Below are 25,363 nucleotides of genomic sequence, written 5' to 3'. Positions count from 1 at the left end.
AAAACGCCGCAAGCCTTCAGAAGCTGCGGCAAAGCAGGGCGGAGAGCACGGAGAAAAGCGGGAAAAATATGCAAAAAACGGCGACAAGCAGCATAAATCCCGTCCGCGCCGTCCGCACCGTGAGCGCAATAACAAAAATGCCGAACAGGGAGAAAACCGTCCGGCACAAAATGAGCGCCGCCCGCAGGAGGGCAAAGACTTTGTCGATGCGCATCGTCCGCCGCGCCGCCGCCGTCCGAGAAGACGGCCCAAGGAGGACAACAAATCCGGTACGCCGGAAACATAACGAGAGCAACGCCTGCCAAGGCAATTGGCAGGCGTTTTTTTCTTGCAGTGCTTGATGAATAGATGCGGATATGCTACACTGAAAGCAAGAAAAGCTGATATGGAGAATGAGGAGAAACAGATATGAGTAAAATAGCAATTCTTGCGGATTCCAGCTGTGATTTTACGCCGGAACGTGCACAAAAAGCAGGATTTTCCGTCGTTCCGCTTCAGGTGGCTTTTGAGGACGGTTCGGTATATCGAGACGGTATCGATCTGACCAGCGAGGAGTTTTTCAAAAAGCTCGCTGCGAGCAAGCAATTGCCGAAAACCAGCCAGCCGACCATTGAGACATGGATGGATGCCATGAAGCAGTTTGCGGATTATGATGATATCATTGTTATTACGGTATCCGGCAAGGTGTCCGGCTCGCTGAGCGGTGCCAGTATGGCGCGCCGTATGCTGCGGGAGGAAGAAGAATTTCAGCCCAACATTCATCTGATAGACTCGATGACGGCGTCCGGCGCTGTGGCGGGCTTCGCGCTGGAAGCTGTGCGCATGGTGCGCGAGGGCTGTCGGGCACAGGAGATTCTCAACCGTCTGTTGTATTTGCAGAATCATTTGGCGGTGTATTTTATTTTTGACAGCTTGGAATATCTGCGCAAAGGCGGCCGCATCGGAAAGGCAACCGCTCTTGCGGGCAAGGTCATGGGCATTAAGCCGCTGCTCACGTTTTTTGAGGGAGAACCGAAGAATGTGGACAAGGTGCGCGGTGTACAGGCCGGCTGCAAAAAGCTCGTCGAGGGATTCTTGCGGCACGCCGCAGACCTGCATCATGTCATGGTGATTTCGTCTTGTGCGCCGGAGCGCGTTGAGATGATTACGCGCATGCTCCAGACGCATATCAGTGACATTGCAATCACGTATGTAGAAATCGGTGCGGTCATCGGAACCTATGTCGGCCCGGGCGGCATTGCGCTGGTATATGAAGAAAAGGAAGCACGTTGGTAAAAAAGCGGCATCGCTCTGTACATTTTGTATTTTCATGATATAATGAAAGCTATGTAGAAAAGAGTTCAAAGGAGGCTTCCTTCCGGCGTTCGGCAGCATAGAGATGCGATGGTGCCGGAGTGATCCCATAGGGAGGAGAAAAATCATGAGACATAACTATTTATCCGCAGATCTGGCGGGCGAAATCGGCGGTCAGAATCGGCATGTTGTTCTGTTCGGTCAGGTGGGCAGCGGCAAGACAAGTATTTTTAACTTGCTGGTCTCGCACCGCAAGGACATCAAACGGAGCGGAAAAGAAAAGTACGGTCCGATTGTCGGCAGCTGCCGTCTTGGACACATCGGGGAAGTTACGCTGATTGACACCGCCGGACTCAACGACGTCAGTGAGCTGGACGGCGAAAATGCAACGAGCGTGCGCAATACGGTTCGCCGCGCTGACATTGCTATTTATGTAATTAACATCCAGGAATTTGATGAAACGGCGCGTCAGACCTATCAGCATGCGCATGATTGGCTCGTCAAAAATGATGTGCCGTATCTGCAGGTATTTAACCGCTGTGACGAAGCGTATGCGGGCGATATTGCCAAGCTCAAAATGGAGTTTCCGGATGCAATCTTTATCTCTGCCAATACGTCCGGCTCGATATCGCTGCTGCGTGCCCGCCTGTCGCAGATGGTTCGAACCAGCGAAGATATCGAAGGTTCTCTTGTGCCGGACAATCTGGTGTGCGAGGGAGATTATGTCCTGCTGCTCGTGCCGGAATCCGGTCTGATTCATGAGTACCTGATTATGATGGACTTGATCAACCGCGGCGCACGCTGCGTCATCATCCACGAGGATGATTTGGAAAACGCGCTCAAGGAGATTCCGCGCGTCGATCTAGTCATTGCCTATGCACGTTCGTTCGGCAAGGTGCGTGATATTGTGCCGGAAAATGTTCCGCTGACCTCGTATTCGCTGCTGTATGCAAAACAGCGCGGTGTGCTCGAGGACTTCATCGCCGGTGCGCGCACGCTGGGTGATTTGAAGGAAAACAGCCGCATTCTCGTTGCCGTTGGCAGCCGTGCGAGCGAGGTATATAAGGAAATCGGCAGAATCAAGATTCCGCGTTCGCTGCGCCGTGTCGTGGGTGAGGAGCTGCAGATTGATTACAACTTTGGTCTGGATCTGCCGGAGGATTTGTCGTCGTATGATCTCGTCATTCACGACACCGGTGCGACGATGTCCACCCGTTCGGTACAGGCGCGCGTGGCAATTTGCCGCGAGGCAGGCGTTCCGTCTGCGAACTACGGCACCGTGCTGGCGGCACTGGCCGGTGTGCTGGATCGCTGCGAAGCAGTGCTGCTGCCGAAAGAATAAACTTCAAATAAAAAGCAAAAACGGATGTCCGTGCGGACATCCGTTTTTTGCGTAGAAAATAGCTGAAAAATTTATTTCGAAAACGCAAAAATCGTGTTGCTTTTGCAAAGTAACACAAAAATGTCCATCAAATTTAGATAAAGTGCTGTAAAATACAGGGACACATTGTGTGCGACAAAAACATTTTGTAATTTTGGTAAATTATCCTTCAAATTTCCTGTGAAATGCTGTATAATTTTTCTAGAGATATCTTCTGCTTCAACGGAAGAAAAATTCTATGAAAAAAATAAAATAGGAAATATGAGGTGTTTTGAAATGGGCTATATGGAAGAATATCGCAAGTGGATGGAATCTCCGGCTTTGACCGCAGAGGAACATGCGGAATTGGCAGCTCTGGAGGGCAATGAGAAGGAAATCCAAGAGCGATTTTTTGCACCGCTCTCCTTCGGCACAGCGGGTCTGCGCGGCACGATGGGCATTGGTCTGTATAAAATGAATCGTTTTACTGTCGGTGCAGCAACGCAGGGTCTGGCAAATTTGATTAAGCAGTATGGCCCGCGTGCTATGCAGCGCGGTGTAGCAATTGCCTGCGACAGCCGTCTGCATTCGGATGAGTACTCTCATCTGGCAGCCAGCATTCTGGCAGCGAACGGCATCAATGTCATTGAGTATGAATCCCTGCGTCCGGTTCCGGTGCTTTCGTTTGCGGTTCGTACATATGGCACCCTTGCAGGCGTTATGGTCACTGCATCCCACAACCCGAAGGAGTACAACGGCTACAAGGTTTACTGGGAGGACGGCGCACAGCTGCCGCCGAAGGAAGCTGACGTTGTGGCAAAGGAAATGGACGCGCTGGACATGTTTACTGATGTCAAGACCATGGATCATCAGGAAGCCATTGACAAGGGTTTGATTAAGATTATCGGACCGGAATCCGATGAGATTTACCTGCGTCAGATTCAGAAGATGAGCATCAATCCGGACTGCATCGCACAGGTTGCCGATGACTTCAAGATTATTTACACGCCGTTCCACGGTGCGGGCTACAAGCTGGTTCCGGAAATCCTCAAGCGCATCGGCTACAAGCACGTGATTTGTGTGCCGGAGCAGATGGTCATTGACGGCAACTTCCCGACCGTAAAGTCTCCGAATCCGGAGAACAAGGAAGGCTTTAATCTGGCTATCGAGATGGCAAAGCAGCAGGGTGTTGACCTGATTATCGGCACGGATCCGGACTCCGACCGCTGCGGCACCGTGCTCAAGAGCAGCACCGGTGACTATGTCACGCTGAGCGGCAACCAGATGGGCGTGCTGCTGATTGACTACATCATCACGGCAAAGAAGCTGACCAACACCATGCCGCCGCATCCGGCAGTGCTCAAGTCTGTTGTTTCTACCGAAATGGCACGCAAGGTTGCCAACGACAACGGCGTTGCTTGCTTTGATACGTTTACCGGCTTCAAGTTCCTGGCGGAGAAGATCAAGGAATTCGAAGCAACCGGTTCGCATCAGTACCTGTTCGCCTTTGAGGAGTCTTATGGCTACCTGTGCGGCGACCATGCCCGCGACAAGGACGCTGTCATTGCATCCATGCTGATTGCAGAGATGGCTGCTTATTACCGCACCAAGGGCATGACCCTGTACGATGCAATGCAGGACATGTACAAGCGTTACGGCTATTATGCAGAAGAAACCCTGTCCATCGTGATGCCGGGCGTATCCGGTCTGACCCGCATGGCAGAGCTGATGAAGGAGCTGCGTGAGACCCCGCTCAAGGAAGTTGGCGGAACCGCAGTAAAGGACGTTCGCGATTTGCAGTCCGGCATCCAGACCGAGCTGGCAACTGGCGCACAGACCGAAGTAGAGCTGAAGGGCCAGAACGTTCTGTATTACGATCTGGAGGACGGCACGAGCTTCATCATCCGTCCGTCTGGCACCGAGCCGAAGGTCAAGGTTTACATCATGGCAAACGGCAAGGAAAAGGCAGAAGTAGACGCAAAGATTGAAAAGTACGCGGCTGCTGCAAAGGAAATCGTGAAGTAATTTCGCATAGACAAATGAATCCCTCCGGAAAATGCTCCGGAGGGATTTTTTGTCTTACGCGCAATCCAAACTTGTCTCTCCCTCTGGGAGAGATGTCGCGCAGCGACAGAGAGGGCAGGCTCCCTTGTGAGGGAGTTGGATTGCCGCAGGCAAAGACTGAGGGAGCAGCCGACGAACCCTGACGAATCAGGGTATCTCTCATACGAATTTGTCAGCGCCTTGCCCTCTCAGTCATTTGCCATGCAAATGCCAGCTCTCCCAAAGGGAGAGCCAAGAAGCCGGAGCGAACCGCACACCTGACGAACCAAGTTGACTTGCATACAGACTTGTTCGCGTGCTGCTCCTTCCGTCACGGCTTGTGCCGCGCCACCTTCCTCAGAGAGGAAGGCTTTGGTTTTGCGCGCAAACCAACTTGTCTCTCCCTCTGGGAGAGATGTCGCGCAGCGACAGAGAGGGCAGGCTCCCTTGTGAGGGAGCTGGATTTGCCGCAGGCAAAGACTGAGGGAGCAGCCGACTAACCCTGACGAATCAGGGTATCTCTCATACGAATTTGTCAGCGCCTTGCCCTCTCAGTCATTTGCTTCGCAAATGCCAGCTCTCCCAAAGGGAGAGCCAAGAAGCCGGAGCGAACCGCACACCTGACGAACCAAGTTGACTTGCATACAGACTTGCTCACGTGCTGCTCCTTCCGTCACGGCTTGCGCCGCGCCACCTTCCTCAGAGAGGAAGGCTTTGGTTTTGCGCGCAGACCAACTTGTCTCTCCCTCTGGGAGAGATGTCGCGCAGCGACAGAGAGGGCTGTGTTGAGATTAAATAAAGTCAAACCAGAAGGTCAGCTGCACCGCGTTGTCAACATCTGCGGGGCTGTTCGCGCCGGTGTCTACAGATGCTCGTATCGTCACCTCATCTGCGACGTCTGCTAGATGCTGCATAGCTTGTTTCGTTGCGCCCTTGAAGCTCAAAACATCGCAGATGAAGGTAATCCAGCCCGCGTGGTCGTCGGTATCCATGAACAGGTTCGCGCCGATTTCCCGTGCGAGAGATTGACAGGACGCAGATAACTGCGTGAACGACTGGAACTTTTCCGTGTTTTGGATGTCTGACTCAGGCTTGTTCGCGTCGGAATAATAGTATTTTTCTACTCGCATGAAGATCCCTCCGGCTTTGTCATTTGATACCAATATTATACTTACATTTTTCAGTATATTCAAGTATCTCTTTTCCTACGATAATAAGACATATATCGTGGGAGGAGGTGCCGGTTTGGTTGATTACAGTCCGCTATGGGCAACAATGAAGCAAAAACAGATTACAACATATACGTTAATCACAAAATACGGCATTAATACCCGAACGATTTTTAATTTAAAACACAACAAAGGGATTACAGTCTATACATTGGAGAAGCTGTGCAACATCTTGCAATGTACGCCGAATGATGTTTTACGGTTTATCGATAGCAATTCATGAATAATTATTATAAAAGATTACGAGAATTGCGTGAAGATCATGATTTGACGCAAAAACAGGTGGCGGATTTTCTGGACATGAAACAGCCGCAGTATTGTCGATATGAGCGCGGTTTGCGCGATATACCGACAGATGTGCTGATTCGTCTGGCGAGATTTTATCAGACTTCGACGGATTATATTTTGGGATTGACGGACAATATGTGATTTAGTTTTTATTGCGCACAGACCCACTCGTCTCTCCCTCTGGGAGAGATGTCGCGCAGCGACAGAGAGGGCAGGCTTTCTTGGGAGAAATCGCGATGTAACACAAAAACCTCCCGTTTTTACACGGGAGGTTTTCGCATATATAGATGATATGAGAAGAAAAATAAAGAGGCTTACTTTTCGCTGGAGGAGAGCAGGGAGACATCCTTGCCTTCCAGAATATAGTTGGTGGTGCGCATTGCGCACATCTTGCCGCACATGGAGCAGGTGTGACGATCCTGAGGCGGCTTGGATTCGAAGTATTTGCGTGCTTTTTCCCCGTCAATGGCGAGGTCGAACATTTCGTCCCAGTCCAGACGGCGGCGCGCATCGCTCATCTTGTTGTCGATGTCGCGGGCGTGCGGGATGCCCTTTGCCATATCTGCGGCGTGCGCTGCGATTTTGGAGGCAATAATGCCTTCCTTTACGTCATTGACGTCCGGCAGACGCAGATGCTCTGCCGGTGTGACATAACACAGGAAGTCAGCACCGTATGTCGCTGCAATCGCACCGCCGATTGCGGAAGTGATATGGTCATAACCCGGAGCAATATCGGTTACGATTGGACCGAGAACATAGAACGGCGCACCGTGGCACAGACGCTTTTCAATTTCCATATTCGCCTTGATTTCATTGAGCACCATGTGGCCAGGACCTTCGATCATGACCTGTACGTTCTTTTCCCAAGCGCGCTTGGTCAGGATGCCCAGCTCAATCAGCTCGGTAATCTGGCTGGCATCTGTGGAGTCGTGGTTGGAACCCGGACGCATGGCATCACCCAAGCTGATGGTGACGTCATATTCGTGCAGAATGTCGCACAGCTCATCGAAATACTCGTAGAACGGGTTTTCGTTGCCGGTCATTTCCATCCATGCGAACAGCAGAGAGCCGCCGCGCGATACAATGTTGGTCAGACGCTTGGTCTGCTTGAAGGTATCAATGGTCTTGCGGTTGATGCCTGCGTGAATGGTCACAAAGTCTACGCCGGTCTTAGCGTGCGCTTCGACGACGCGCAGAAAATCCTTTGCTTCGATGCTCTTCAGATCTTTTTCCAGATAGCCAACGGCGTCATACATCGGAACCGTGCCGATCATCGCCGGAGACATATCAATCAGTTCCTGACGGAAGGTGTGGGTCTTGCCGTAATTGGACAGATCCATAATTGCCTCTGCGCCGTAATCAATGGACATGCGAACCTTTTTGAATTCCTCTTCATAATCATGACAGTCGCCGGAAATACCGAGATTGACGTTGATTTTGGTCTTCAGACCTTCGCCGATGCCTTCCGGAGACAAGGACGTGTGGTTGCGGTTCGCCGGAATGACGACAGTGCCGCGGGCAATGCGGTCGCGCAGAACTTCTGCGTCAATATTTTCCTTCTTTGCGACAACTTCCATCTGCGGGGTGATAATCCCCTGCTTGGCTGCTTCAATCTGTGTTTTGTACATGCTGATCCTCCTAAAAGAAACGTGGGAACAACGTAGGAAACAAAAAAATGCACTGATTTCGCAGGAAATCAATGCATATCTGGATTCAGTATCCGAAATACCTTTACTTCCTACAACGGTGTTAACCGACAGGTTCAAAGGGTCAGGTTTTAACCTTCTCAACTCGATGCCCGAACGGACATACGGTAGTTCCCCTGTAAATTGGTATTATTGTAGCAAAAATACGGAAGAATGTCAATGTAAAAAAGAGGAAATAGACAAATACAGCAGGAAAAATGCAAGAATGTATAAAAAAGGCAAAAGAAAAACACATGACATCCAGGCCGCACGATTGCACAGCCCCCGCCATGTGTTTTCATTTCAGAAAAGAGAAAAAGAGGAATCCGTGCGGAGAGCACGGAGAGTAGACACAGCACTGATTGCTCAGTGACTTGCCTGTTGTTGATGGATGTATTATAGCATTGCCTCATCTTCCTGAAAAGATACAAATTTCATGAAACAAATCACAGCCATCTGGCGGGCAACTGTGCAAGTATACAATGCGTGCAGGAAGCATTTTCTGCACATGCAGAAAATGCGGAGACTTGGATTGTGTTCGACGGAAAATGCAGGATTTCGCAAATACAGACTGCATGGAAAAATTGCAATTGGACGGTAAAAAAACAGCGGAAATTCGCAAAAAAACTTGTACAATCTGTATGAATGCGCTGCAAAATGAAACAAGACGCCTCGCGGCGGACGAAAAAAATGACATGTACAAAATACAGGAAAATTTTCCGAAAATTTTTACTTTACAAACGGCGTGCCGTGTGATATGATGCAGTAGTTAGCGTATCCCCCTCACTGAGCAGTCTGGATACCGGACACGTTTGACCGTGTCCTTACACCTGAGCCGCTGCCCGGTGTGCGGAAAGCTACAAACTATATTATATTATGAGGTGTCTAATTATGATCCGCAAAGAACAGAAGGCTGAAGTTATTGCTGCAAACCGTACCCACGAGACCGACACCGGTTCTCCGGAAGTACAGATCGCAATCCTGACCGAGCGCATCAAGCAGCTCACCGAGCATCTGAAGGAGCACAAGCACGACAACCATTCCCGTCGTGGCCTGCTGAAGATGGTTGGTCAGCGCCGCAACATGCTCGCTTACCTGAAGAAGAAGGACATCGAGCGTTACAGAGCTATCATCGCTAAGCTCGGCATCAGAAAGTAAGTACTTGTTCATGAGAGAGGAAGGCCGCACGCGCTGCGGTCGTCCTCTCTGCCCGTTTATGAAGGAATGGACTGGACGGCAATTCCTTGAGCAGTTGAAGGAAGTGTGGACGTGCTGCCACATCTGCTTCAAGTGCTTGAAGGACTGTCGGCCTTTCCGAAAAAACGAAGAATTTTATTAAGATAGGAGACAGTTATGACGACGATTACCCATAAGTCATTTGATGAAGCGCGCGTGTTTAAGACCACGTTCGCAGGCCGCGAGCTGACTGTTGAGACCGGCAAGGTTGCACAGCTGGCAAATGGTTCCGCTCTGGTTCGCTACGGCGATACCGTAGTTCTCGTTACCGCTACCGCTTCCCCGAAGCCGCGTGAGGGCGTGGATTTCTTCCCGCTTTCCGTTGATTTTGAAGAAAAGCTGTACGCAGTAGGCCGTATCCCGGGCTCCTTTATGCGCCGCGAGGGCAAGGCAAGCGAGCAGGCTACCATCGCTTCCCGTCAGATCGACCGTCCGATGCGTCCGTTGTTCCCGAAGGATCTGCGCAATGACGTATCCATCGTGTGCACCGTTATGGGCAACGATTACGACAACTCCCCGCAGGTAACTGCTCTGAATGGTGCATCTATCGCAGTTGCTATTTCTGATATTCCGTTCAACTACACCGTAGCAGGCGTAGACGTTGGTCTGGTAGACGGCGAGTTCGTGCTGAATCCGACGCTGGAGCAGCGCCAGAAGAGCCTGATGGACGTCACCGTTTGCGGCACCGCTGAGAAGATCGTTATGATCGAGGCTGGCGCAAAGGAAGTTCCGGAAGATCAGATGCTGGATGCTCTGCTGTTTGCACACGAGGAAATCAAGAAGATGTGTGCATTCATCGACTCCATCAAGGCAGAGATCGGCAAGCCGAAGTTTGAGTACGAGCATCATGATATCGATCATGAGCTGTTCGACCAGATCGAAGCATTCGCACGCGCAAAGGTAGAGGTTGCCTTTGACACCGACGACAAGACGGTTCGTGACGCCCGCATGCAGGTAGTTCGCGAAGAAATCGACGAGATGCTGGGTGAAGAAGTTGCTACTGAGCGCGCAGCTGAAATCTCCGAGATCGTGGACAAGCTGTGCAAGAAGGTTGTTCGCCACTGGCTGACACAGGGCAAGCGCGTAGACGGCCGCGGCATGGAAGAAGTTCGTCCGCTGGCATCCGAAGTTGGTGTTCTGCCGCGTGCACATGGTACCGGCCTGTTTACCCGTGGTCAGACGCAGGTTCTGTCTGTCTGCACGCTGGGCACGCTGTCTGATGCACAGACGCTGGATACCATCTTCGAGCAGAAGGAGAAGCGGTATATCCATCATTATAACTTCCCGTCCTTCTCTGTTGGCGAGACCCGCCCGTCCCGCGGTCCTGGCCGTCGTGAAATTGGTCATGGCGCGCTGGCTGAGCGTTCTCTGGTGCCGGTACTGCCGTCTGTAGAAGAATTTCCGTATGCAATCCGCGTGGTATCTGAGGTTCTGTCCTCCAACGGTTCTACTTCTCAGGGCTCTGTTTGCGGCTCCACGCTGGCTCTGATGGATGCAGGCGTTCCGATCAAGGCTCCGGTAGCCGGTATTTCCTGCGGTCTGATTACCGATGACGGTCAGGAAACCACCTTTACCGATATTCAGGGCGTAGAGGACTTCTACGGCGACATGGACTTCAAGGTAGCAGGTACCAAGAAGGGCATCACCGGTATTCAGGTAGATATCAAGGTTGACGGTCTGACTCCGTCCATCATCAAGGAAGCATTCCGCAAGTGCCGCGATGCTCGTTACAAGATTCTCGACGATGTTATGCTCAAGGCAATTGCTGAGCCGCGCGCTGATGTTTCCGAGTGGGCACCGAAGACCATGACCATCCACATCAATCCGGACAAGATCCGTGACGTTATCGGCAAGGGCGGCGCTGTCATCCAGAAGATTACCGCCGAGTCCGGCGCAAAGGTTGACATCGCTGAGGACGGCACCGTAAGCATTTCCGCTATCAACGGTTCTGACGGCGAGAAGGCAAAGAAGATGATTGAAACCATCGTCAAGGATCCGGAAGTCGGTGATGTATTCTACGGCAAGGTTGTTCGTCTGATGGGCTTCGGCGCATTCGTACAGATCGCACCGGGCAAGGACGGTCTGGTTCATATCTCCAAGCTGGAGAAGCGCCGCGTTGAGCGCGTAGAAGACGTTGTCAATGTTGGCGACATGATTTGGGTTAAGGTCATTGAGATTGATGACAAGGGCCGCATCAACCTGTCCCGTAAGGACGTAAAGGAAGAAGAAAAAGTCCTGTAATTGGCGTTTTAAATGAAAAAAGAGGCTGTATCCGGCAAGGATACAGCCTTTTTGGTTCAAGGAAAGATTGGAAAAATTTCCTTGTACGCCAAAGAAACACGTGTGCTAGACGGGCGCGGAACAGAATATGCTGTGGAAAAGACAGCCGTGAAAAAACCGAAGTTCTCAGGAGAACTTCGGCTGATACAAAAATTGCTCACTGTTGGAATTTTCGCCACAGCGTGTATCCGGCTGTGAGTGCGCCGGCATAGCGCAGCAGCAGGGTATCCGGGGACAGCAGTGCGGCCGGCACCAGAGAAATGCCGCCCGGCAGCGGGAGGGGCAGCGTATTTAAAATCGGTGCGAGAAATGGCGCGAGCGCCAGATACAGCGCCGGAAGCGTGACAAAAACAATGGTTAATCCGTCTACGTGAGGCAGATGTCCGAGAAATGCACCGCAAACGGCAAAGGTAATCAGGGTGACAATATAGCTGGAATCCGGAGAGATTAGGGTGGCAGAAGCAAAGTGGCTGATGCTCAGCACGATGCAGAACATCGCGTCCCAGACCAGCAGATACAGCAGACGCATGGAAAGAACTCCTTTCTGATTTATGTACAGAATGTTCTTTCAGTATATCGTTATCTGGGAAAAAAAGCAAGGAATTGATAAAAGAACTTACATTTTTGTCGAAAAAGACTTGACAGAATGTGAAGAACGGCGTATATTAACTTTCAGTAAAAGATACTTAATTGGAGGCAAGTAAAATGGCTGGATTAGCAGAGCTTTCGCATAAGGCTCAAAGAGCGGCAGCAAGCGTCATCATTGATCATGTGCTGTCCAATGCGAAGAAAGATAGAGAAAAAGCATTCCTCGACATCGTCGATTTCGCAGAGAAGTTCTGGGGAGACGGCATGCCGAAGGAAAATTATGATAAGGTTCGTGAGGCAATTCGCCATCCGGAAGGAAACAAGTGGATTCGCTTTATCAACCGCGTGCTCGACGAAACCGACCCGCATGTCGCAAAGATGGCGGCTCTGAATCTGGGCTTTGAGGCATTCTTCCGCGGCACCAAGGAGATTCGCAAAAACCGCAAGAAGTATGACTGCAACATTCCGTGGCTGATTTTGTTTGACCCGACCTCTGCATGCAACATGCACTGCACCGGCTGCTGGTCCGGCACATATGGTCACAAGCACAACCTGTCCTTCGAGGATATGGATAAAATTGTCACGCAGGGCAAGGAGCTGGGCGTATACCTGTATATGATGACTGGCGGCGAACCGCTCGTCCGCAAAAAGGATATTCTTAAGCTGGCAGAGAAGCACAACGATGTAGAATTCTCTCTGTACACCAACTCTACGCTGATTGACGAGGATTTCTGTAAAGAAGTCGTCCGTCTGGGCAACCTGACCTTCCAGCTGTCCATCGAGGGCACGCCGGAGACCAACGATGAGCGCCGCGGCGCAGGTCATTACGCTGCGGTTATGCGCGCAATGGATCTGCTCAAGAAGTACGGCATTTTGTTCGGTACGTCCATTTGCTACACGAGACACAACGTCGAGGCTGTCACCAGCGATGAGTTCCTCAAGATGATTGCTGACAAGGGCGCGCGCTTCGGCTTCTACTTCCACTATATGCCGGTCGGCAACAATGCTGCACCAGAGCTGATGCCGACGATGGAACAGCGCAAGTACATGATTGAGCGCATTCGCTACGTTCGTTCCAGCAAGTCTGATATTGAGTTCTATCCGATGGACTTCCAGAACGACGGTGAGTTTGTCGGCGGATGTATCGCAGGCGGCAGAAACTACTTCCATATCAACTCTGCCGGCGACGCAGAGCCGTGTGTGTTCATTCATTACTCGAACACCAATATCCATGGCAACTCGATTCTGGAGATGCTGCAGAGCCCGCTGTTTAAGGCATATCATGACGGTCAGCCGTTCAATCACAACCATCTGCGCCCGTGTCCGATGCTGGAGAATCCGGAGCTGCTGCAAAAGATGGTGCACGAGACCGGCGCACACAGCACGGATTTGGAGTCTCCGGAGTCGGTAGAGCATCTGTGCGAAAAGTGCAAGGATTACGCTGCTTGCTGGGCAAAGGAAGCGGACGAAATTTGGACACATGAGACACACAAGAAACCGAGTTATCAGAACTACAAGCCTTCTAACATTATCAAGTAATGTACTGAGGTGAAGTGGTGTGGAGTATGAAAAATTGGCAAAAGAACTGGTTGAAATGCAGGTGGAAAATGCGCGTCCGTTGAGTTGGATTGCGGATTGCATTGCAGCCAGAGGAGAAGAACAGCTGTTATTGATGCTTGCACATCGAGACAAAGCGGTGTGCGCGGGAGAATTGGCGGAGTGTGTCGGCTTGACCTCCGGCCGCGTGGCAAACATTCTCAAGCAATTGGAGCGCAAGGGATATATCGAGCGCACGCCGGGAACACAGGATAAAAGAAAAGTCCTTGTATGCTTGACAGCTGCCGGACGAGAGTATGCCAAGCAGGTCTATCACAAGGAAGTAGACGGCTATGCATGGCTGCTTTGTGTGCTGGGAGAAGCGGACGCACGCGAGTTTATGCGCCTGCTCAAGCAGGGCGTGAAGCTGCTTGGCCCGCATCATGACGAACTGTTTCAATTGCCGTAAGGCAGGTTGAGAAGCTGGGAGAAATCCCAGCTTCTTTGGCGTTTTGCAAAACAAAAAGTTAACAAGATGTTGCAATAAAAAACCGATAAAACGGTTCGCAACCGGTTTATAGTATGTTATACTAAAACAAACAGTAGAATAGAGCGATTCCTTTTACGGAATCGCTAAGGGAGAGATTGATTGATGTATGACCGTATTACATTGCCAAACGGTGTGCGCATCGTAGCGGAGCACGTGCCGGGCATGCGTTCGGCTGCGATTGGCATTTGGATTATGAACGGCTCCCGACATGAGCCGGAACAACTCAGCGGCATCTCGCATTTTATTGAGCATATGGTATTTAAGGGAACTGCAAAACGCTCTGCCCAGCATATTGCCATTGCGATGGATGCCATCGGCGGACAGGTCAACGCTTTTACGACAAAGGAGTGCACCTGCTTTTACTTAAAAACACTGGATAAGCATCTCAAGACCGGTGTGGAAATTCTCGCGGATATGTTCCTGCATTCCACATTCAACGAACGGGATTTAGAGCTGGAGCGCGGCGTTGTTCTCGAAGAAATCGACATGTACGAAGACTCGCCGGAGGACGTGGCAACGGAGAAAATCTTTGAGGCGTGCTACGACGGCTTTTCGCTGGGACGCCCGATTCTCGGAAACGAAGAATGCCTGCAAAAAATGACCGGTGACACCCTGCACAAGTACATGGATGAATACTACCGTCCGAAAGATACGATTGTTGCGATCGCAGGTTCGTTTACAAAGGATGACATTCAGTTTATCTGCGATTTGTTCTCCGAAATGGAGGGCAGCGGCCGCAACGTCATCGAACCGGCGGGCTATGCGCCGAAGATTATCGTTCGTCCGAAGGAAATCGAACAGAACCACCTGTGCATTGCATTTCCGGGTCTGCCGATTCGCGCAGAAGAACGCTATGTCAATGCACTGATGGGTGCCATTTTGGGCGGAGGCATGGCATCCCGCCTGTTCCGCACCGTGCGTGAGGAAAACGGTCTGTGCTATTCGGTGTACTCGTTCAACACCTCGCATGAGGACACCGGCATGTTTGCCATTTATACCGCTCTTGGCAAAGAGACAGAGAGCAAGGCGGTCGAGTTAATCAAGGAAGAGTGCCTGCGTCTGGCTGAGGAAGGACCGGATCGTTCCGAGCTGCGCCGCTGCCGTGAGCAGGCAAAGACCAACATGCTGCTTGGCTTGGAGAGCACATCAGGCAGAATGAACCAGCTGGGACGCAGTGAGATGTTCTTTGACCATGCGTTGGAGCTGGAAGAAGTTATCGCACTGTATGACGCGGTCACGGAAGAAGACATTGCCAATTTGGCACGCAGCATCTTTGACTTTGAACAGGCATCTATCTGCGCCGTTGGAAAGGTACAGGATGAAGCGTACTATGACAAGCTGCTGAGAGGATAAACCGAATATTTGAGATAAGCGACGGCGCAGCAGGTTTTTTGCTGCGCCGTCAGTTGCTATCCGACGTGTTTTTTTAGGGAGAACAACATGGAACAGTATATTCTTTCGATTGACGCAGGCACGACGAGTGCCCGCTGTATTATATTTGATAAGCAGGGCAATGTGCGTGCGATGAAGCAGCGTGAGCTGCACATGGTATATCCGCATGACGGATGGGTGGAACAATCTGCGCGAGAAATCTGGGAGGTACAGCGCACGGTTTGTCAGGAGGCGATTGCTGCGCTGGCTATCCGACCCGAACAGATTGCCGCCATTGGCATCACCAATCAGCGCGAGACAACCATTGTCTGGGATAAACAGACGGGAGAACCCATTGCACCGGCGATTGTTTGGCAGTGCCGCAGAACGGCGTCTATGGCGGAGGATCTGCGCACCCGCGGCTTGGAACCGTATATCCGCAAGACGACCGGTCTGCTCGTGGATGCCTATTTTTCCGCGACGAAAATCAGTTGGATTCTTGATCACGTGACGGGCGCGAGACACCGCGCCAAACGCGGCGAGCTGCTGTTTGGCACGGTGGACAGCTGGCTGATTTGGAATTTGACGGGCGGCAAGCGGCATGTGACAGACGTGACCAATGCGGCGCGCACGATGCTGTTTGATATTCACGCGCACAAGTGGGATGCGGCGATTTGCCGCGAGCTGGATATTCCGATGGAGCTGCTGCCGGAGGTTGTGCCGTCGAGCGGTGTACTCGGAGAGACTGAGGCACAGCTGTTCGGCGCTCCGATTCCGATCGCTGGTGTGGCGGGAGATCAGCAGTCCGCGCTGTTCGGTCAGACCTGCTTTGAGCCGGGCAATGCCAAGAACACATATGGAACCGGCTGCTTTTTGCTCATGAATACCGGAGACAAACCGGTAGAGAGCCACAACGGCCTGCTGACGACGGTTGCTTGGGAAATAGACGGAAAGATAACATATGCGCTGGAAGGGTCTGTGTTTGTCGCAGGTGCGGCAATTCAGTGGCTGCGCGACGAAATGGGTCTGGTCAAGCAGTCGGCGGATACCCAGGCGCTGGCACAGTCAGTGCAGGACACGGGCGGGGTATATTTTGTGCCGGCGTTTACCGGCTTGGGCGCGCCGTACTGGGACCCGTATGCCCGCGGCATGCTCATTGGATTGACGCGCAGCACCAGCCGCGCACAGGTCGTGCGTGCGGTGCTGGAATCGCTTGCCTATCAAACGGCGGATGTGCTGCGTGCGATGCAGCAGGACGCCGGTATTGCCCTGCAAACGCTGCGTGCGGACGGCGGCGCGAGCGCCAACGACTTTTTGATGCAGTTTCAGTCGGATCTTTGCCATGTGCCCGTGACGCGACCCGCCTGCGTAGAGACAACCGCAATGGGCGCTGCATTTCTGTCGGGATTGGCGGTTGGATTCTGGGCGGATTTTTCGGACATCAAACGCACCGTGGCAGTGTCCCGCACATTCCAGCCGCAAATGGACAGCGCACAGCGCATGAAGAAGCTGGCGGGCTGGGAAAAAGCCGTGTCGCGCTGCAGAGATTGGGCATAAGCATCATATCATATACAAGAAAGGACGGATGACAATTGAAAAAACTGATTCGAGACTATTTGCTGCAATACCTTATGATTACGGCGGGAGCGATTTTGGCAGCGTTTGCGCTGGAAGAATTCCTCGTGCCGAATACCGTGCTGGACGGCGGTATCACAGGCATCAGCATTATCTTAAATCAGCTGACGTTACAGCCAATCAGTATCTTTATTATCGTTCTCAACTTGCCGTTCCTGCTGCTGGGATTTCAGCAGCTCGGCAAGCGCTTTTTTGTCAGCGGCATTTACGGCATGGTGATTTTCACGGTATTTTTGGAAGTGTTTGCGGAATTTCAAAACGCGACCAGCTCGGAGCTGCTGGCGGTTGTGTTCGGCGGTGTATTGCTGGGCGTCGGCGTTGGTCTGGTGCTGCGCAGCGGCGGATGTCTGGACGGCTCGGAAGTGGTTGCGATGATTGTGAGCAAGCGCAGCAATTTTTCGACCGGTCAGATTATCTTCGGCATCAACGTTGTGATTTATATTGTGGCGGGCTTTCTGTTCGGCTGGGATCGCGCGATGTACAGCCTGCTGACATACTTCATCAGCTTTAAAGTCATCGACATGGTTGAAGAAGGCTTGGAGCAGGCAAAGGCGGCAATGATTATCACGGATCATTCCGGCCTGCTGGCGGACATGATTTATCAGCGTCTGGGACGCACCTGCACGATTCTCGAAGGAGAAGGACTCATCAGCGGAAAGAAGGTCGTGCTGTACTGCGTGCTGACGCGCTTGGAAATCAATGAGCTCAAACGCATCATCAAGGAATACGACGGCTCTGCCTTTGTCACGATCAGCGATGTATCTGAGATTATCGGCAGACATATTAAGAGCTCGTCTGGTACAGCAGAACAGGAAGAAACCGCCTGAAAAGCTGTAAAATAGGCTGTGAAAATGTTTTTTAAAAAAACTTAAAAATATTGTTGACAAAACGCCAAATACTTGGTATACTAATCAAGCAGTCAGGGATGACGCAAAAAACAAAACGGTATGCGCCAGTAGCTCAGCTGGATAGAGTGTTTGGCTACGAACCAAAAGGTCGGGGGTTCGAATCCCTTCTGGCGTACCAAGGCAACTACTTGATTTCGAGTAGTTGCCTTATTTTTTTTCTCCGCGTAAAAATTTAAGCGAGGTGTGTCAAACACCTCGCTTTTTCTATTCAGTGGATAAACGTTTGAAAACTGTGGATGCCAGTGTCGCGGTACACCGGATACCGGTCAATTTCAAAGAAATTATTCTGCACCGTCCACAGACCGCCGCGGGACTTCACCGCCATGTCAAAATATTCCGGCGCAAGAGACAGCGTGTTGCTGTCATAGCTTCCGGACGGATAGGACAGCACGGAGGGAATGCGCCCTGTCATGCGGGCGATAGCCAGCTGAGACTGCGCGAACTGCTGTTTTTGCTGGTCGGCAGACAACGAGGCAAGCTCCTTGTGATCTTGGGTGTGGCTTTGGATGGATACCAGACCGGAATCCGCCATTTCTTTAATCTGTGCCGCAGTCATCGAATACTGCCCGCCGACAGAGGACGGAATGACAAAAATCGTCGCCTTGACGTTGTACTTTTGCAGCAGCGGATACAAGTCGGTGTAGTTGTTGTTATAGCCGTCATCAAAGGTCAGAATCACCGGTTTTCTGTATTGGTCAAGATGCGGCAAATCCGAGAAGAAAATCGGGTCGTAGCCGTTTTCGGTCAGGTATTTGAGCTGTGCTTCCATATCGGGCGGGGAGAGGAATAAGCCTTCTAAGCCCCATGTCTGGTCAGAGACCGCGTGGTACATGAGAACAGGAACCTGTCTGCCGGACGGAATGGCCGCGGTGTCAATTTTGGGAGATAGATACATCGTCTGATTCTCCGTGTCGCTCAAATACCGCAGAGAAAGCGCATCAGACAACACCTGTATGTCAATCCAGCATTCCGAGACGGAATCATCGCTGTTTTTGATGACGCGAACCGAATCATCGTTTGCCGAGAGCACGTGTGTCTGACCGCTCTCGTCGGTCAGCGTGACGTTTTCACTGTCCGCCGACCATTTCAGCCACGAGAATGCCTTCTGTACGTCTGCACAGGATAATAGGGTCACATCGTCTATTTGCAGTGCAGAAAGCTGTACGCCGTCTGTATGAACCGGAATGTCCGTGTGCTCGCTGTCGCGCAGGGAAATAGACTGCACTTGCTTTTGCGCCTGCGCCGTTTGGGCGCTTTCACTCGGCGCACCGGAACAGCCGGATAAACAGAACAGTCCCAGTATGGCAACGCCGCAAAGCCATTGTTTGTTCATAATATCTCTCCTTTTGGTAGGTTTTGTACAAAGGTATTGTAGCGGAGCGGCGGGAACGTGTCAAATCAGACGGTCAATTGATGGGACATCAGCTAATTACTTCTATTTTATTGATGTTTCCCTTATAGGTAACAGCACTCTGAAAACGTTCGCAATATACGGTGTCACCGACATTGACCTGATCATATTGTTCTTTTGTGCAGGATAATGTGTAGTAGTAATCTTTTTGCTGCAAGGCATCGATTGTTTCCTTGATCACAATATAATGCTGAGAACCAGACATCTGCTTATCTGCTACCACTACTTTACCACCCATAGCGTAGTAGGAATGCTCAGCACGGTAGTTGTGATAACATAGACCTGCGCCGATTAGAACGAGGACGAGAATTCCCGCTATAAGAAGTTTCTTTCGAAGTTTCATAAGTTTCATAAGACAAACCTCCATTTCTAAGTGAGCGATAGAAAGTAATGTCTGATATGTGACAAAAATGCGAAAACGATTGGAAATGTTGCATATATTTTATATACAAAAAATAACATGCATTATATGGATTGTCAATAAATAAGCTGGAATCTTAAGAAATAAAGTAAGAATCCGCCAATTGTCGGAAAATACGTAGCACAATAGAAAAAGGCGATTCCTCGCGGAACCGCCTTTTTGCTTGTCTGATGTTAAATGTCCAGCAGGTCGCTGTACTCCTTGAGTGCGCCGTCGGTCTCGTGCGCGAGGACGCGCTTTGCAAGAATCTTGCCGAGCTGTACGCCTTCCTGATCGAAGCTGTTCAGATTCCAGATAAAGCCCTGGAACATGACCTTGTTCTCAAAGTGTGCGAGCAGAGCGCCGAGCGCAGCCGGTGTCAGCTGGTCACCGATGATGATGCTGGACGGGCGGCCACCCTCGAACTTCTTGTTGTTGTCCGAATCGTCCTTGCCGCAGGCAAAGGCAACAATCTGTGCGACAACGTTAGCGCACAGCTTTTGCTGGCTTGTGCTGCCCTGAATGGTGACATCCATGCCGATCTGGCTGTTCTTGAAGCCGATAAACTGCAGCGGGGTAATATCTGTGCCCTGATGCAGCAGCTGATAGAACGAGTGCTGACCGTTGGTGCCCGGCTCACCGAAAATTACCGGACCGGTTGCGTAATGAATCGGCTCGCCGCGGCGGTTGACGGACTTGCCGTTGGACTCCATGTCCAGCTGCTGTAAATGAGCAGGGAAGCGGCTGAGTGCCTGCGAATACGGCAGAACAGCGGTACACTGATAATTCTGTACATTGCGCTCGTATACGCCGATGAGAGCATCGAGCAGAGCGGCATTTTCCAAAATGTTTTCGTTGAGAGACAGCTTGTCAGTCTCTGCTGCGCCGTCCAGAATGTCAGCGAAAACTTCCGGACCAAAGGCAAGCGACAGTACCGCGCCGCCGACTGCGGAAGAAGAAGAATATCTGCCGCCGATGTAGTCATCCATAAAGAACGCGGCCATATAATCTGCGCCCTTGGCGAGCGGAGATGTCTCGCTGGTGACAGCCAGCATGTGCTTGGAGACCTCCAGACCGGCATTCTTGATGGCGTTCTTGACGAATGTCTCGTTGGTCAGCGTCTCCAGCGTGGTGCCGGACTTGGAAACAACGATAAACAGCGTGTGTGCAATGTCTACCGACTGGAGCACGGCTGCTGCATCGTCCGGATCAACGTTGCTGATGAATTTCGCTTCCATCTTGAGCGTGTCATGTACCCGTGCCCAGTTTTCCAGAGCCAGATAAATGGCGCGCGGGCCGAGGTCGCTGCCGCCGATGCCAATCTGAACGACGGTGGTGTACGGCTCGCCGGCTTCGTTGGTGATTTCACCGGCATGTACCTTCTTGGCAAATGCAGCAATTTTCTTCTGCTGCGACACGTAGAATTCGCGCTTGTCCACACCGTCTGCGATGACAGCATCACACTGCTGACCGCGTGCCAGCTGATGCAGCACAAGGCGCTTTTCGCCGGTGTTGATGACGGCGCCGCTCAGCAGCTCCTTGTATTTGTCAATGGCTTGGGTTTCTTTTGCGAGCTCCGCAAGCACGGCAAGAACGTCGTCATTCACCTGCTTTGCGGCATAATTGAAGTGCAGACCTGCCGCCATCGGTGCACTATATTTTTTAACACGTGCAGCGCCGTTTTCCCCCGTCATTGCCCGTGCAATATTCACGCAGTCCTTCAACTGAATCAGCTTGCTGAATGCTGCGAGCGTGTCTAAATTGTTCCAAGTGACCATAATGTTTGTTCCACCTTTTCCAAAAAAAATCTCTTCCTAACCATGGTCTCTTGTGCTTTGTGAAATATCTCACAAGAGACTATTTATAGTGTATCATACTTTTCGGAAATATGCTAGGGTGATTTGTGTAATATTATGGAAAACTTATGGAAAACTTACAAAAAAATCGACAGTTTTTTTGTATAACAGCAAGAAATAAAATACGCCCCGCACAGCGCGTGTCTGGGGCGCATGCGGGGCGTATATATCATATGAGAAACTTACAGGTTGCGGATCAGATTTGCCATCTCGATGCCGGAGCAAGCAACGTCGTAGCCCTTGTTGCCGGCCTTGGTGCCTGCGCGCTCGATAGCCTGCTCGATGGTGTCGGTGGTAACGACGCCGAACAGAACCGGAATGCCGGCGGACAGAGAAACCTGTGCAACGCCCTTTGCGCACTCGTTGCAAACCAGATCGTAGTGAGAGGTCGAACCGCGGATAACAGCGCCGAGGCACAGAACCATGTCATACTTGCCGGAGTTTGCCATCTTCTGTGCAATCAGCGGGATTTCAAATGCGCCCGGAACCCAAGCGATTTCGATGTCGTCCGCAGATACGCCGTGACGAACCAGTGCGTCCTGTGCGCCGCTGACCAGCTTGCCTACGATGAATTCATTGAAGCGGGCAGCTACAATACCAACCTTCAGGCCGGTGCCTACTACATTTCCTTCTAACAGTTTCATATTTGATATCCTCCTGAATAAACGGTCAAAGTTTACTTATATTCGGTCATGTGATCCATGCGCTCCTGCTTGGTCTTGAGATAGAACGCATCGACAGGGTTTGCAGCGATCTGAATCGGCACGCGCTCGACAATTTCCAGACCGTAGCCGGACAGGCCGTGAATCTTGGTCGGGTTGTTGGTCATCAGGCGCAGCTTCTGTACGCCGAGGGCAACGAGAATCTGTGCACCCATGCCGTACTCGCGCATATCAGCCGGGAAGCCGAGCTTGATGTTCGCGTCTACGGTATCGTAGCCCTGCTCCTGCAGTTCATAAGCGCGCAGCTTGTTAATCAAGCCGATGCCGCGTCCTTCCTGACGCAGATACAGCAGCAGACCGCGGCCTTCTTCGTTGATTGCCTTGAGCGAAGCCGCCAGCTGTTCGCCGCAGTCGCAGCGCTTGGAGCCGAACGTGTCACCGGTCAGGCACTCAGAGTGAACACGGCACAGAACCGGCTCACCGTTTGCGATATCACCCATGGTCAGGGCAACGTGATGCTCGCCGGAAACCTTGTTGATAAAGCCGTGAATTTTGAAATGGCCAAACTTGGTCGGCATGTCCGCACAAGCAACTTCTTCTACAAGGGCTTCGTCCTTGTCGCGCATGCGGTAAGCAATCAGGTCGGCAATGGAAATCATAACCAGATTGTGTTCCTTGGCGAATTCAATCAGTTCTGTCGTGCGCATCATGGTGCCATCCTCACGCATAATCTCACAGCACAGACCAACCGGCTCCAGATTTGCCAGACGGCACAAATCCACGGTAGCTTCGGTGTGGCCGGAGCGAATCAGCACGCCGCCTTCGCGTGCGCGCAGCGGGAACATATGACCCGGGCGGCGGAAATCGGACGGCTTGGCGTTTGCCAGAACCGTTGCGCGGGCGGTATAGCCGCGCTCTTCGGCGGAAATACCGGTGGTGGTGTTCACGTGGTCAATGGCTACGGTGAACGCGGTCTCGTGGTTGTCGGTGTTCTGTTCGACCATCGGCGGCAGACCCAGCTTGTCGCAGTATTCGCCGCTCATCGGCATACAGATCAGACCCTTGGCATAGGTTGCCATGAAGTTGACGTTTTCTGTGGTTGCAAACTGTGCGGCACAGATGATGTCGCCTTCGTTTTCACGATCCGGATCGTCAATGACCAGAATGTTTTTGCCTGCACGCAGGGCGTCCAGAGCTTCTTCAATGGTTGCAAAATCAGCCATTTTTATATCCTCCTGTCAGAGAAACCCGTGTGCCGACAGAAAATCGGCGGTCAGGCCGCCGGACGGCTTGTCCGCTTCCGGCGCGGGTTTCATTAGCTTTTCAATATATTTTCCGACAATGTCGCATTCCAGATTCACGACATAGCCGGGCTTGCGGGTCAGCAGAGTGGTTTCCTGACCGGTGTGCGGGATAATCGAGACCTTAAAACAGCGGTCATCGACGTAAGCCACCGTCAAGCTGATGCCGTCAATCGTAATCGAGCCCTTTTCTACAATGTAGTGCAGGATGCTGGACGGGGCGGCAATTGTCACCCAAACGGCATTTCCTTCCGGAGATAAATCTGTAATGGTTCCGGTGCCGTCCACGTGTCCGGCAACGATGTGTCCGCCGAATCGGCCGTCCGCCGCCATCGCACGCTCCAGATTGACGCGGGATTTCGGCTTGAGGGCGCCCAGATTGGTGCGGCGCATGGTCTCCGGCATGACGTCACCTTCAAATCCGTCTCCGGTGAGGCGAACCACGGTCAGACAAACGCCGTTGACGGCGATGGAATCACCGAGCTTCGTGCCGCCGAGAACCGTGCTGGCGCGAACGCCGAGAACCGTACTGGTTGCTGACTGCCGCAGACCGGTGATTTCACCGACTTCTTCGACAATTCCGGTAAACATAGCTTCAGTCCTTTCGGATGCGGCCTTCGATGAGAATATCCTCTCCCAGCCGTGTAATAGTTAAATCAGCCAGCTGCAGCGCATCTGCCATTTTTGCAATGCCGGGGCCGCCGACAGGGCCGTGTGCGCTTGCGCCGCCGATCAGCTTCGGGGCAATATATGCCTGTACTTTGTGGACAAGTCCGAGCCGCAGGGCTTCGCCGTTGAGCGTGCCGCCGCCTTCCAGCAATACACTGTCAACCTGCTGTTCGCCGAGGTAATTCATCACAGCGCGCAGGTCTACGCGCTTGCCGTCGGCATCCGGCAGGGAGACGACACGAACGCCGGCTTTTTCCAGCGCTGCAGCGCGGTCAGACTGTGCGTGTGCACAGAAAATCCAAGTCGGAATGTCCTTTGCGGTGCGCACAAGCTGACTGTCCAGCGGTGTGCGCAGTTGGCTGTCACAGATCAGACGAATGGGATCGACGCCGGTTTCGATGCGGCAGTTGAGCATGGGATCATCTGCGAGCACGGTTCCGATGCCGACCATAATGCCGCTCAGGCGCTTGCGGGTTTCCTGTACGTGCAGCCGCGCCGTTTCGCCGGTCACCCATTTGGAATCTCCGGTGTACGCGGCAATGCGGCCGTCCAGCGTCATCGCGTATTTCATCACGACAAATGGGGTCTTGGTCGTAATGTAATGGAAGAACACCTCGTTTACGGCGTGGCATTCGTTTTCCAGAACACCGGAAACACAAGAAATACCGGCGTCACGCAAAATGCGCAGACCCTTTCCGGCGACGAGCGGGTTCGGATCCAGACAGCCGACAACGACACGGGCAATCTTGTGCTCCAAAATGGCGTCCGTGCACGGCGGGGTGCGCCCCCAGTGACAGCACGGCTCCAGTGTCACATAAATGGTAGCGCCGGTGCAGTCCTCCGTACAATTTTTAAATGCGTTGCGCTCTGCATGCAGACCGCCAATATGCTCATGCCAGCCCTCGCCGATGATGCGGTCGTCCTTGACAATGACCGCGCCGACCATCGGGTTGGGAGAGACGTGTCCGGCGCCGCGCTTGGCAAGCTCCAGCGCATGACGCATATACTGCACATCGCGCTGCGTGATTTCAGACATTTTTATCAACTCCAAAACAAAAAGCC

22 protein-coding genes, 1 tRNA gene and 1 riboswitch are annotated in these 25,363 nt (G+C 52.1%); of the genes, 13 read left to right on the top strand and 10 right to left on the bottom strand.

Translation table 11 applies throughout. From position 1 onward, the window contains the following. Positions 1-408 precede the first annotated feature (408 nt). The 3 genes from KQI75_RS07345 (at position 409) to KQI75_RS07335 (ending at position 4,678) form a co-directional block, all read left to right on the top strand. The gene (locus KQI75_RS07345) at positions 409-1,275 is read left to right on the top strand and encodes a DegV family protein (protein ID WP_216470088.1); all 867 of its coding nucleotides are present in this window, start codon (positions 409-411) and stop codon (positions 1,273-1,275) included. Positions 1,276-1,420: 145 nt separating this feature from the next. Beyond that, the gene (locus KQI75_RS07340) at positions 1,421-2,635 is read left to right on the top strand and encodes a GTPase (RefSeq protein ID WP_216470087.1); all 1,215 of its coding nucleotides are present in this window, start codon (positions 1,421-1,423) and stop codon (positions 2,633-2,635) included. A gap of 315 nt (positions 2,636-2,950) precedes the next feature. Then, the gene (locus KQI75_RS07335; RefSeq protein ID WP_216470086.1) at positions 2,951-4,678 is read left to right on the top strand and encodes a phospho-sugar mutase; all 1,728 of its coding nucleotides are present in this window, start codon (positions 2,951-2,953) and stop codon (positions 4,676-4,678) included. Between the two features lie 809 nt (positions 4,679-5,487). Here KQI75_RS07335 and KQI75_RS07330 read toward each other — a convergent pair. After that, a complete protein-coding gene (locus KQI75_RS07330) occupies positions 5,488-5,826 on the bottom strand; it encodes a hypothetical protein (RefSeq protein WP_216470085.1) in 339 nt (112 codons plus the stop codon). On the opposite strand from KQI75_RS07330, the gene KQI75_RS13765 reads away from it, so the two are divergent. Continuing rightward, complete coding sequence (locus KQI75_RS13765) at positions 5,825-6,148, top strand: helix-turn-helix domain-containing protein (protein ID WP_330655525.1); 324 nt, start codon at positions 5,825-5,827, stop codon at positions 6,146-6,148. The two genes, KQI75_RS07330 and KQI75_RS13765, sit on opposite strands and share 2 nt — an antisense overlap. Then, positions 6,145-6,354: a helix-turn-helix domain-containing protein gene (locus KQI75_RS07320; RefSeq protein WP_216470083.1), complete on the top strand. Its 210-nt coding sequence runs from the start codon at positions 6,145-6,147 to the stop codon at positions 6,352-6,354. Before KQI75_RS13765 ends, KQI75_RS07320 begins: the two co-directional genes overlap by 4 nt. Before the next feature lie 173 nt (positions 6,355-6,527). On the opposite strand, the gene thiC is transcribed toward KQI75_RS07320, so the two are convergent. Then, positions 6,528-7,841, bottom strand: a complete 1,314-nt coding sequence (thiC, locus tag KQI75_RS07315; RefSeq protein WP_216470082.1) for a phosphomethylpyrimidine synthase ThiC — start codon at positions 7,839-7,841, stop codon at positions 6,528-6,530. Between the two features lie 90 nt (positions 7,842-7,931). Beyond that, positions 7,932-8,047, bottom strand: a riboswitch (TPP riboswitch). Between the two features lie 742 nt (positions 8,048-8,789). Here thiC and rpsO point away from each other — a divergent pair. Both rpsO and KQI75_RS07305 read left to right on the top strand, forming a co-directional pair. Next, positions 8,790-9,056: a 30S ribosomal protein S15 gene (gene rpsO, locus KQI75_RS07310; protein ID WP_246566489.1), complete on the top strand. Its 267-nt coding sequence runs from the start codon at positions 8,790-8,792 to the stop codon at positions 9,054-9,056. A 195-nt stretch (positions 9,057-9,251) separates the two neighbouring features. Then, positions 9,252-11,375, top strand: coding sequence for a polyribonucleotide nucleotidyltransferase (locus KQI75_RS07305; protein ID WP_216470081.1), 2,124 nt, complete (start codon positions 9,252-9,254; stop codon positions 11,373-11,375). A 196-nt stretch (positions 11,376-11,571) separates the two neighbouring features. Here the strand turns inward: KQI75_RS07305 and KQI75_RS07300 are convergent, their stop codons facing one another. Beyond that, a complete protein-coding gene (locus tag KQI75_RS07300) occupies positions 11,572-11,943 on the bottom strand; it encodes a hypothetical protein (RefSeq protein ID WP_216470080.1) in 372 nt (123 codons plus the stop codon). A gap of 176 nt (positions 11,944-12,119) precedes the next feature. On the opposite strand from KQI75_RS07300, the gene KQI75_RS07295 reads away from it, so the two are divergent. From KQI75_RS07295 to KQI75_RS07270, 6 genes are all read left to right on the top strand, one after another. Then, the gene (locus KQI75_RS07295; protein ID WP_216470079.1) at positions 12,120-13,541 is read left to right on the top strand and encodes a radical SAM protein; all 1,422 of its coding nucleotides are present in this window, start codon (positions 12,120-12,122) and stop codon (positions 13,539-13,541) included. A gap of 19 nt (positions 13,542-13,560) precedes the next feature. Beyond that, the gene (locus KQI75_RS07290; RefSeq protein ID WP_216470078.1) at positions 13,561-14,007 is read left to right on the top strand and encodes a MarR family winged helix-turn-helix transcriptional regulator; all 447 of its coding nucleotides are present in this window, start codon (positions 13,561-13,563) and stop codon (positions 14,005-14,007) included. A gap of 183 nt (positions 14,008-14,190) precedes the next feature. Further along, positions 14,191-15,441 (top strand): M16 family metallopeptidase, encoded by a 1,251-nt coding sequence (locus KQI75_RS07285; RefSeq protein ID WP_216470077.1) that lies wholly within the window; start codon positions 14,191-14,193, stop codon positions 15,439-15,441. Between the two features lie 87 nt (positions 15,442-15,528). Next, a complete protein-coding gene (gene glpK / locus KQI75_RS07280) occupies positions 15,529-17,016 on the top strand; it encodes a glycerol kinase GlpK (protein ID WP_216470076.1) in 1,488 nt (495 codons plus the stop codon). Positions 17,017-17,051: 35 nt separating this feature from the next. Then, a complete protein-coding gene (locus KQI75_RS07275) occupies positions 17,052-17,921 on the top strand; it encodes a YitT family protein (protein WP_246566488.1) in 870 nt (289 codons plus the stop codon). A gap of 122 nt (positions 17,922-18,043) precedes the next feature. Continuing rightward, a tRNA-Arg gene (locus KQI75_RS07270) sits at positions 18,044-18,120 on the top strand. 90 nt (positions 18,121-18,210) lie between these two features. Here the strand turns inward: KQI75_RS07270 and KQI75_RS07265 are convergent. The 7 genes from KQI75_RS07265 to ribD form a co-directional block, all read right to left on the bottom strand. Continuing rightward, positions 18,211-19,335 (bottom strand): polysaccharide deacetylase family protein, encoded by a 1,125-nt coding sequence (locus KQI75_RS07265; protein ID WP_216470075.1) that lies wholly within the window; start codon positions 19,333-19,335, stop codon positions 18,211-18,213. Between the two features lie 88 nt (positions 19,336-19,423). Continuing rightward, positions 19,424-19,765, bottom strand: coding sequence for a hypothetical protein (locus tag KQI75_RS07260; RefSeq protein ID WP_216470074.1), 342 nt, complete (start codon positions 19,763-19,765; stop codon positions 19,424-19,426). 242 nt (positions 19,766-20,007) lie between these two features. After that, positions 20,008-21,591, bottom strand: coding sequence for a glucose-6-phosphate isomerase (locus KQI75_RS07255; protein ID WP_216470073.1), 1,584 nt, complete (start codon positions 21,589-21,591; stop codon positions 20,008-20,010). 260 nt (positions 21,592-21,851) lie between these two features. Beyond that, complete coding sequence (ribH, locus tag KQI75_RS07250) at positions 21,852-22,313, bottom strand: 6,7-dimethyl-8-ribityllumazine synthase (protein ID WP_216470072.1); 462 nt, start codon at positions 22,311-22,313, stop codon at positions 21,852-21,854. A gap of 32 nt (positions 22,314-22,345) precedes the next feature. Next, a complete protein-coding gene (locus tag KQI75_RS07245) occupies positions 22,346-23,554 on the bottom strand; it encodes a bifunctional 3,4-dihydroxy-2-butanone-4-phosphate synthase/GTP cyclohydrolase II (RefSeq protein WP_216470071.1) in 1,209 nt (402 codons plus the stop codon). A 15-nt stretch (positions 23,555-23,569) separates the two neighbouring features. Beyond that, positions 23,570-24,223: a riboflavin synthase gene (locus KQI75_RS07240; RefSeq protein WP_216470070.1), complete on the bottom strand. Its 654-nt coding sequence runs from the start codon at positions 24,221-24,223 to the stop codon at positions 23,570-23,572. 4 nt (positions 24,224-24,227) lie between these two features. Continuing rightward, on the bottom strand, positions 24,228-25,337 hold the full coding sequence (gene ribD / locus KQI75_RS07235; RefSeq protein ID WP_216470069.1) for a bifunctional diaminohydroxyphosphoribosylaminopyrimidine deaminase/5-amino-6-(5-phosphoribosylamino)uracil reductase RibD: 1,110 nt from the start codon (positions 25,335-25,337) through the stop codon (positions 24,228-24,230). Positions 25,338-25,363 lie beyond the last annotated feature (26 nt).

Origin of the sequence: Butyricicoccus intestinisimiae (assembly GCF_018918345.1) — a bacterium.
GTDB lineage: Bacteria > Bacillota > Clostridia > Oscillospirales > Butyricicoccaceae > Butyricicoccus_A > Butyricicoccus_A intestinisimiae.
The sequence above is the reverse complement of the archived record's forward strand: the minus strand, read 5'-3'. Positions and strand labels throughout refer to the sequence as shown.

Bases quoted from the DNA above. Each gene is read 5' to 3' on its own strand.
- KQI75_RS07345 (WP_216470088.1), top strand. From the start codon at position 409: ATGAGTAAAATAGCAATTCTTGCGGATTCCAGCTGTGATTTTACGCCG.
- KQI75_RS07340 (WP_216470087.1), top strand. From the start codon at position 1,421: ATGAGACATAACTATTTATCCGCAGATCTGGCGGGCGAAATCGGCGGT.
- KQI75_RS07335 (WP_216470086.1), top strand. From the start codon at position 2,951: ATGGGCTATATGGAAGAATATCGCAAGTGGATGGAATCTCCGGCTTTG.
- KQI75_RS13765 (WP_330655525.1), top strand. From the start codon at position 5,825: ATGAAGATCCCTCCGGCTTTGTCATTTGATACCAATATTATACTTACA.
- KQI75_RS07330 (WP_216470085.1), bottom strand. From the start codon at position 5,826: ATGCGAGTAGAAAAATACTATTATTCCGACGCGAACAAGCCTGAGTCA.
- KQI75_RS07320 (WP_216470083.1), top strand. From the start codon at position 6,145: ATGAATAATTATTATAAAAGATTACGAGAATTGCGTGAAGATCATGAT.
- thiC (WP_216470082.1), bottom strand. From the start codon at position 7,841: ATGTACAAAACACAGATTGAAGCAGCCAAGCAGGGGATTATCACCCCG.
- rpsO (WP_246566489.1), top strand. From the start codon at position 8,790: ATGATCCGCAAAGAACAGAAGGCTGAAGTTATTGCTGCAAACCGTACC.
- KQI75_RS07305 (WP_216470081.1), top strand. From the start codon at position 9,252: ATGACGACGATTACCCATAAGTCATTTGATGAAGCGCGCGTGTTTAAG.
- KQI75_RS07300 (WP_216470080.1), bottom strand. From the start codon at position 11,943: ATGCGTCTGCTGTATCTGCTGGTCTGGGACGCGATGTTCTGCATCGTG.
- KQI75_RS07295 (WP_216470079.1), top strand. From the start codon at position 12,120: ATGGCTGGATTAGCAGAGCTTTCGCATAAGGCTCAAAGAGCGGCAGCA.
- KQI75_RS07285 (WP_216470077.1), top strand. From the start codon at position 14,191: ATGTATGACCGTATTACATTGCCAAACGGTGTGCGCATCGTAGCGGAG.
- glpK (WP_216470076.1), top strand. From the start codon at position 15,529: ATGGAACAGTATATTCTTTCGATTGACGCAGGCACGACGAGTGCCCGC.
- KQI75_RS07265 (WP_216470075.1), bottom strand. From the start codon at position 19,335: ATGAACAAACAATGGCTTTGCGGCGTTGCCATACTGGGACTGTTCTGT.
- KQI75_RS07260 (WP_216470074.1), bottom strand. From the start codon at position 19,765: ATGAAACTTATGAAACTTCGAAAGAAACTTCTTATAGCGGGAATTCTC.
- KQI75_RS07255 (WP_216470073.1), bottom strand. From the start codon at position 21,591: ATGGTCACTTGGAACAATTTAGACACGCTCGCAGCATTCAGCAAGCTG.
- ribH (WP_216470072.1), bottom strand. From the start codon at position 22,313: ATGAAACTGTTAGAAGGAAATGTAGTAGGCACCGGCCTGAAGGTTGGT.
- KQI75_RS07245 (WP_216470071.1), bottom strand. From the start codon at position 23,554: ATGGCTGATTTTGCAACCATTGAAGAAGCTCTGGACGCCCTGCGTGCA.
- KQI75_RS07240 (WP_216470070.1), bottom strand. From the start codon at position 24,223: ATGTTTACCGGAATTGTCGAAGAAGTCGGTGAAATCACCGGTCTGCGG.
- ribD (WP_216470069.1), bottom strand. From the start codon at position 25,337: ATGTCTGAAATCACGCAGCGCGATGTGCAGTATATGCGTCATGCGCTG.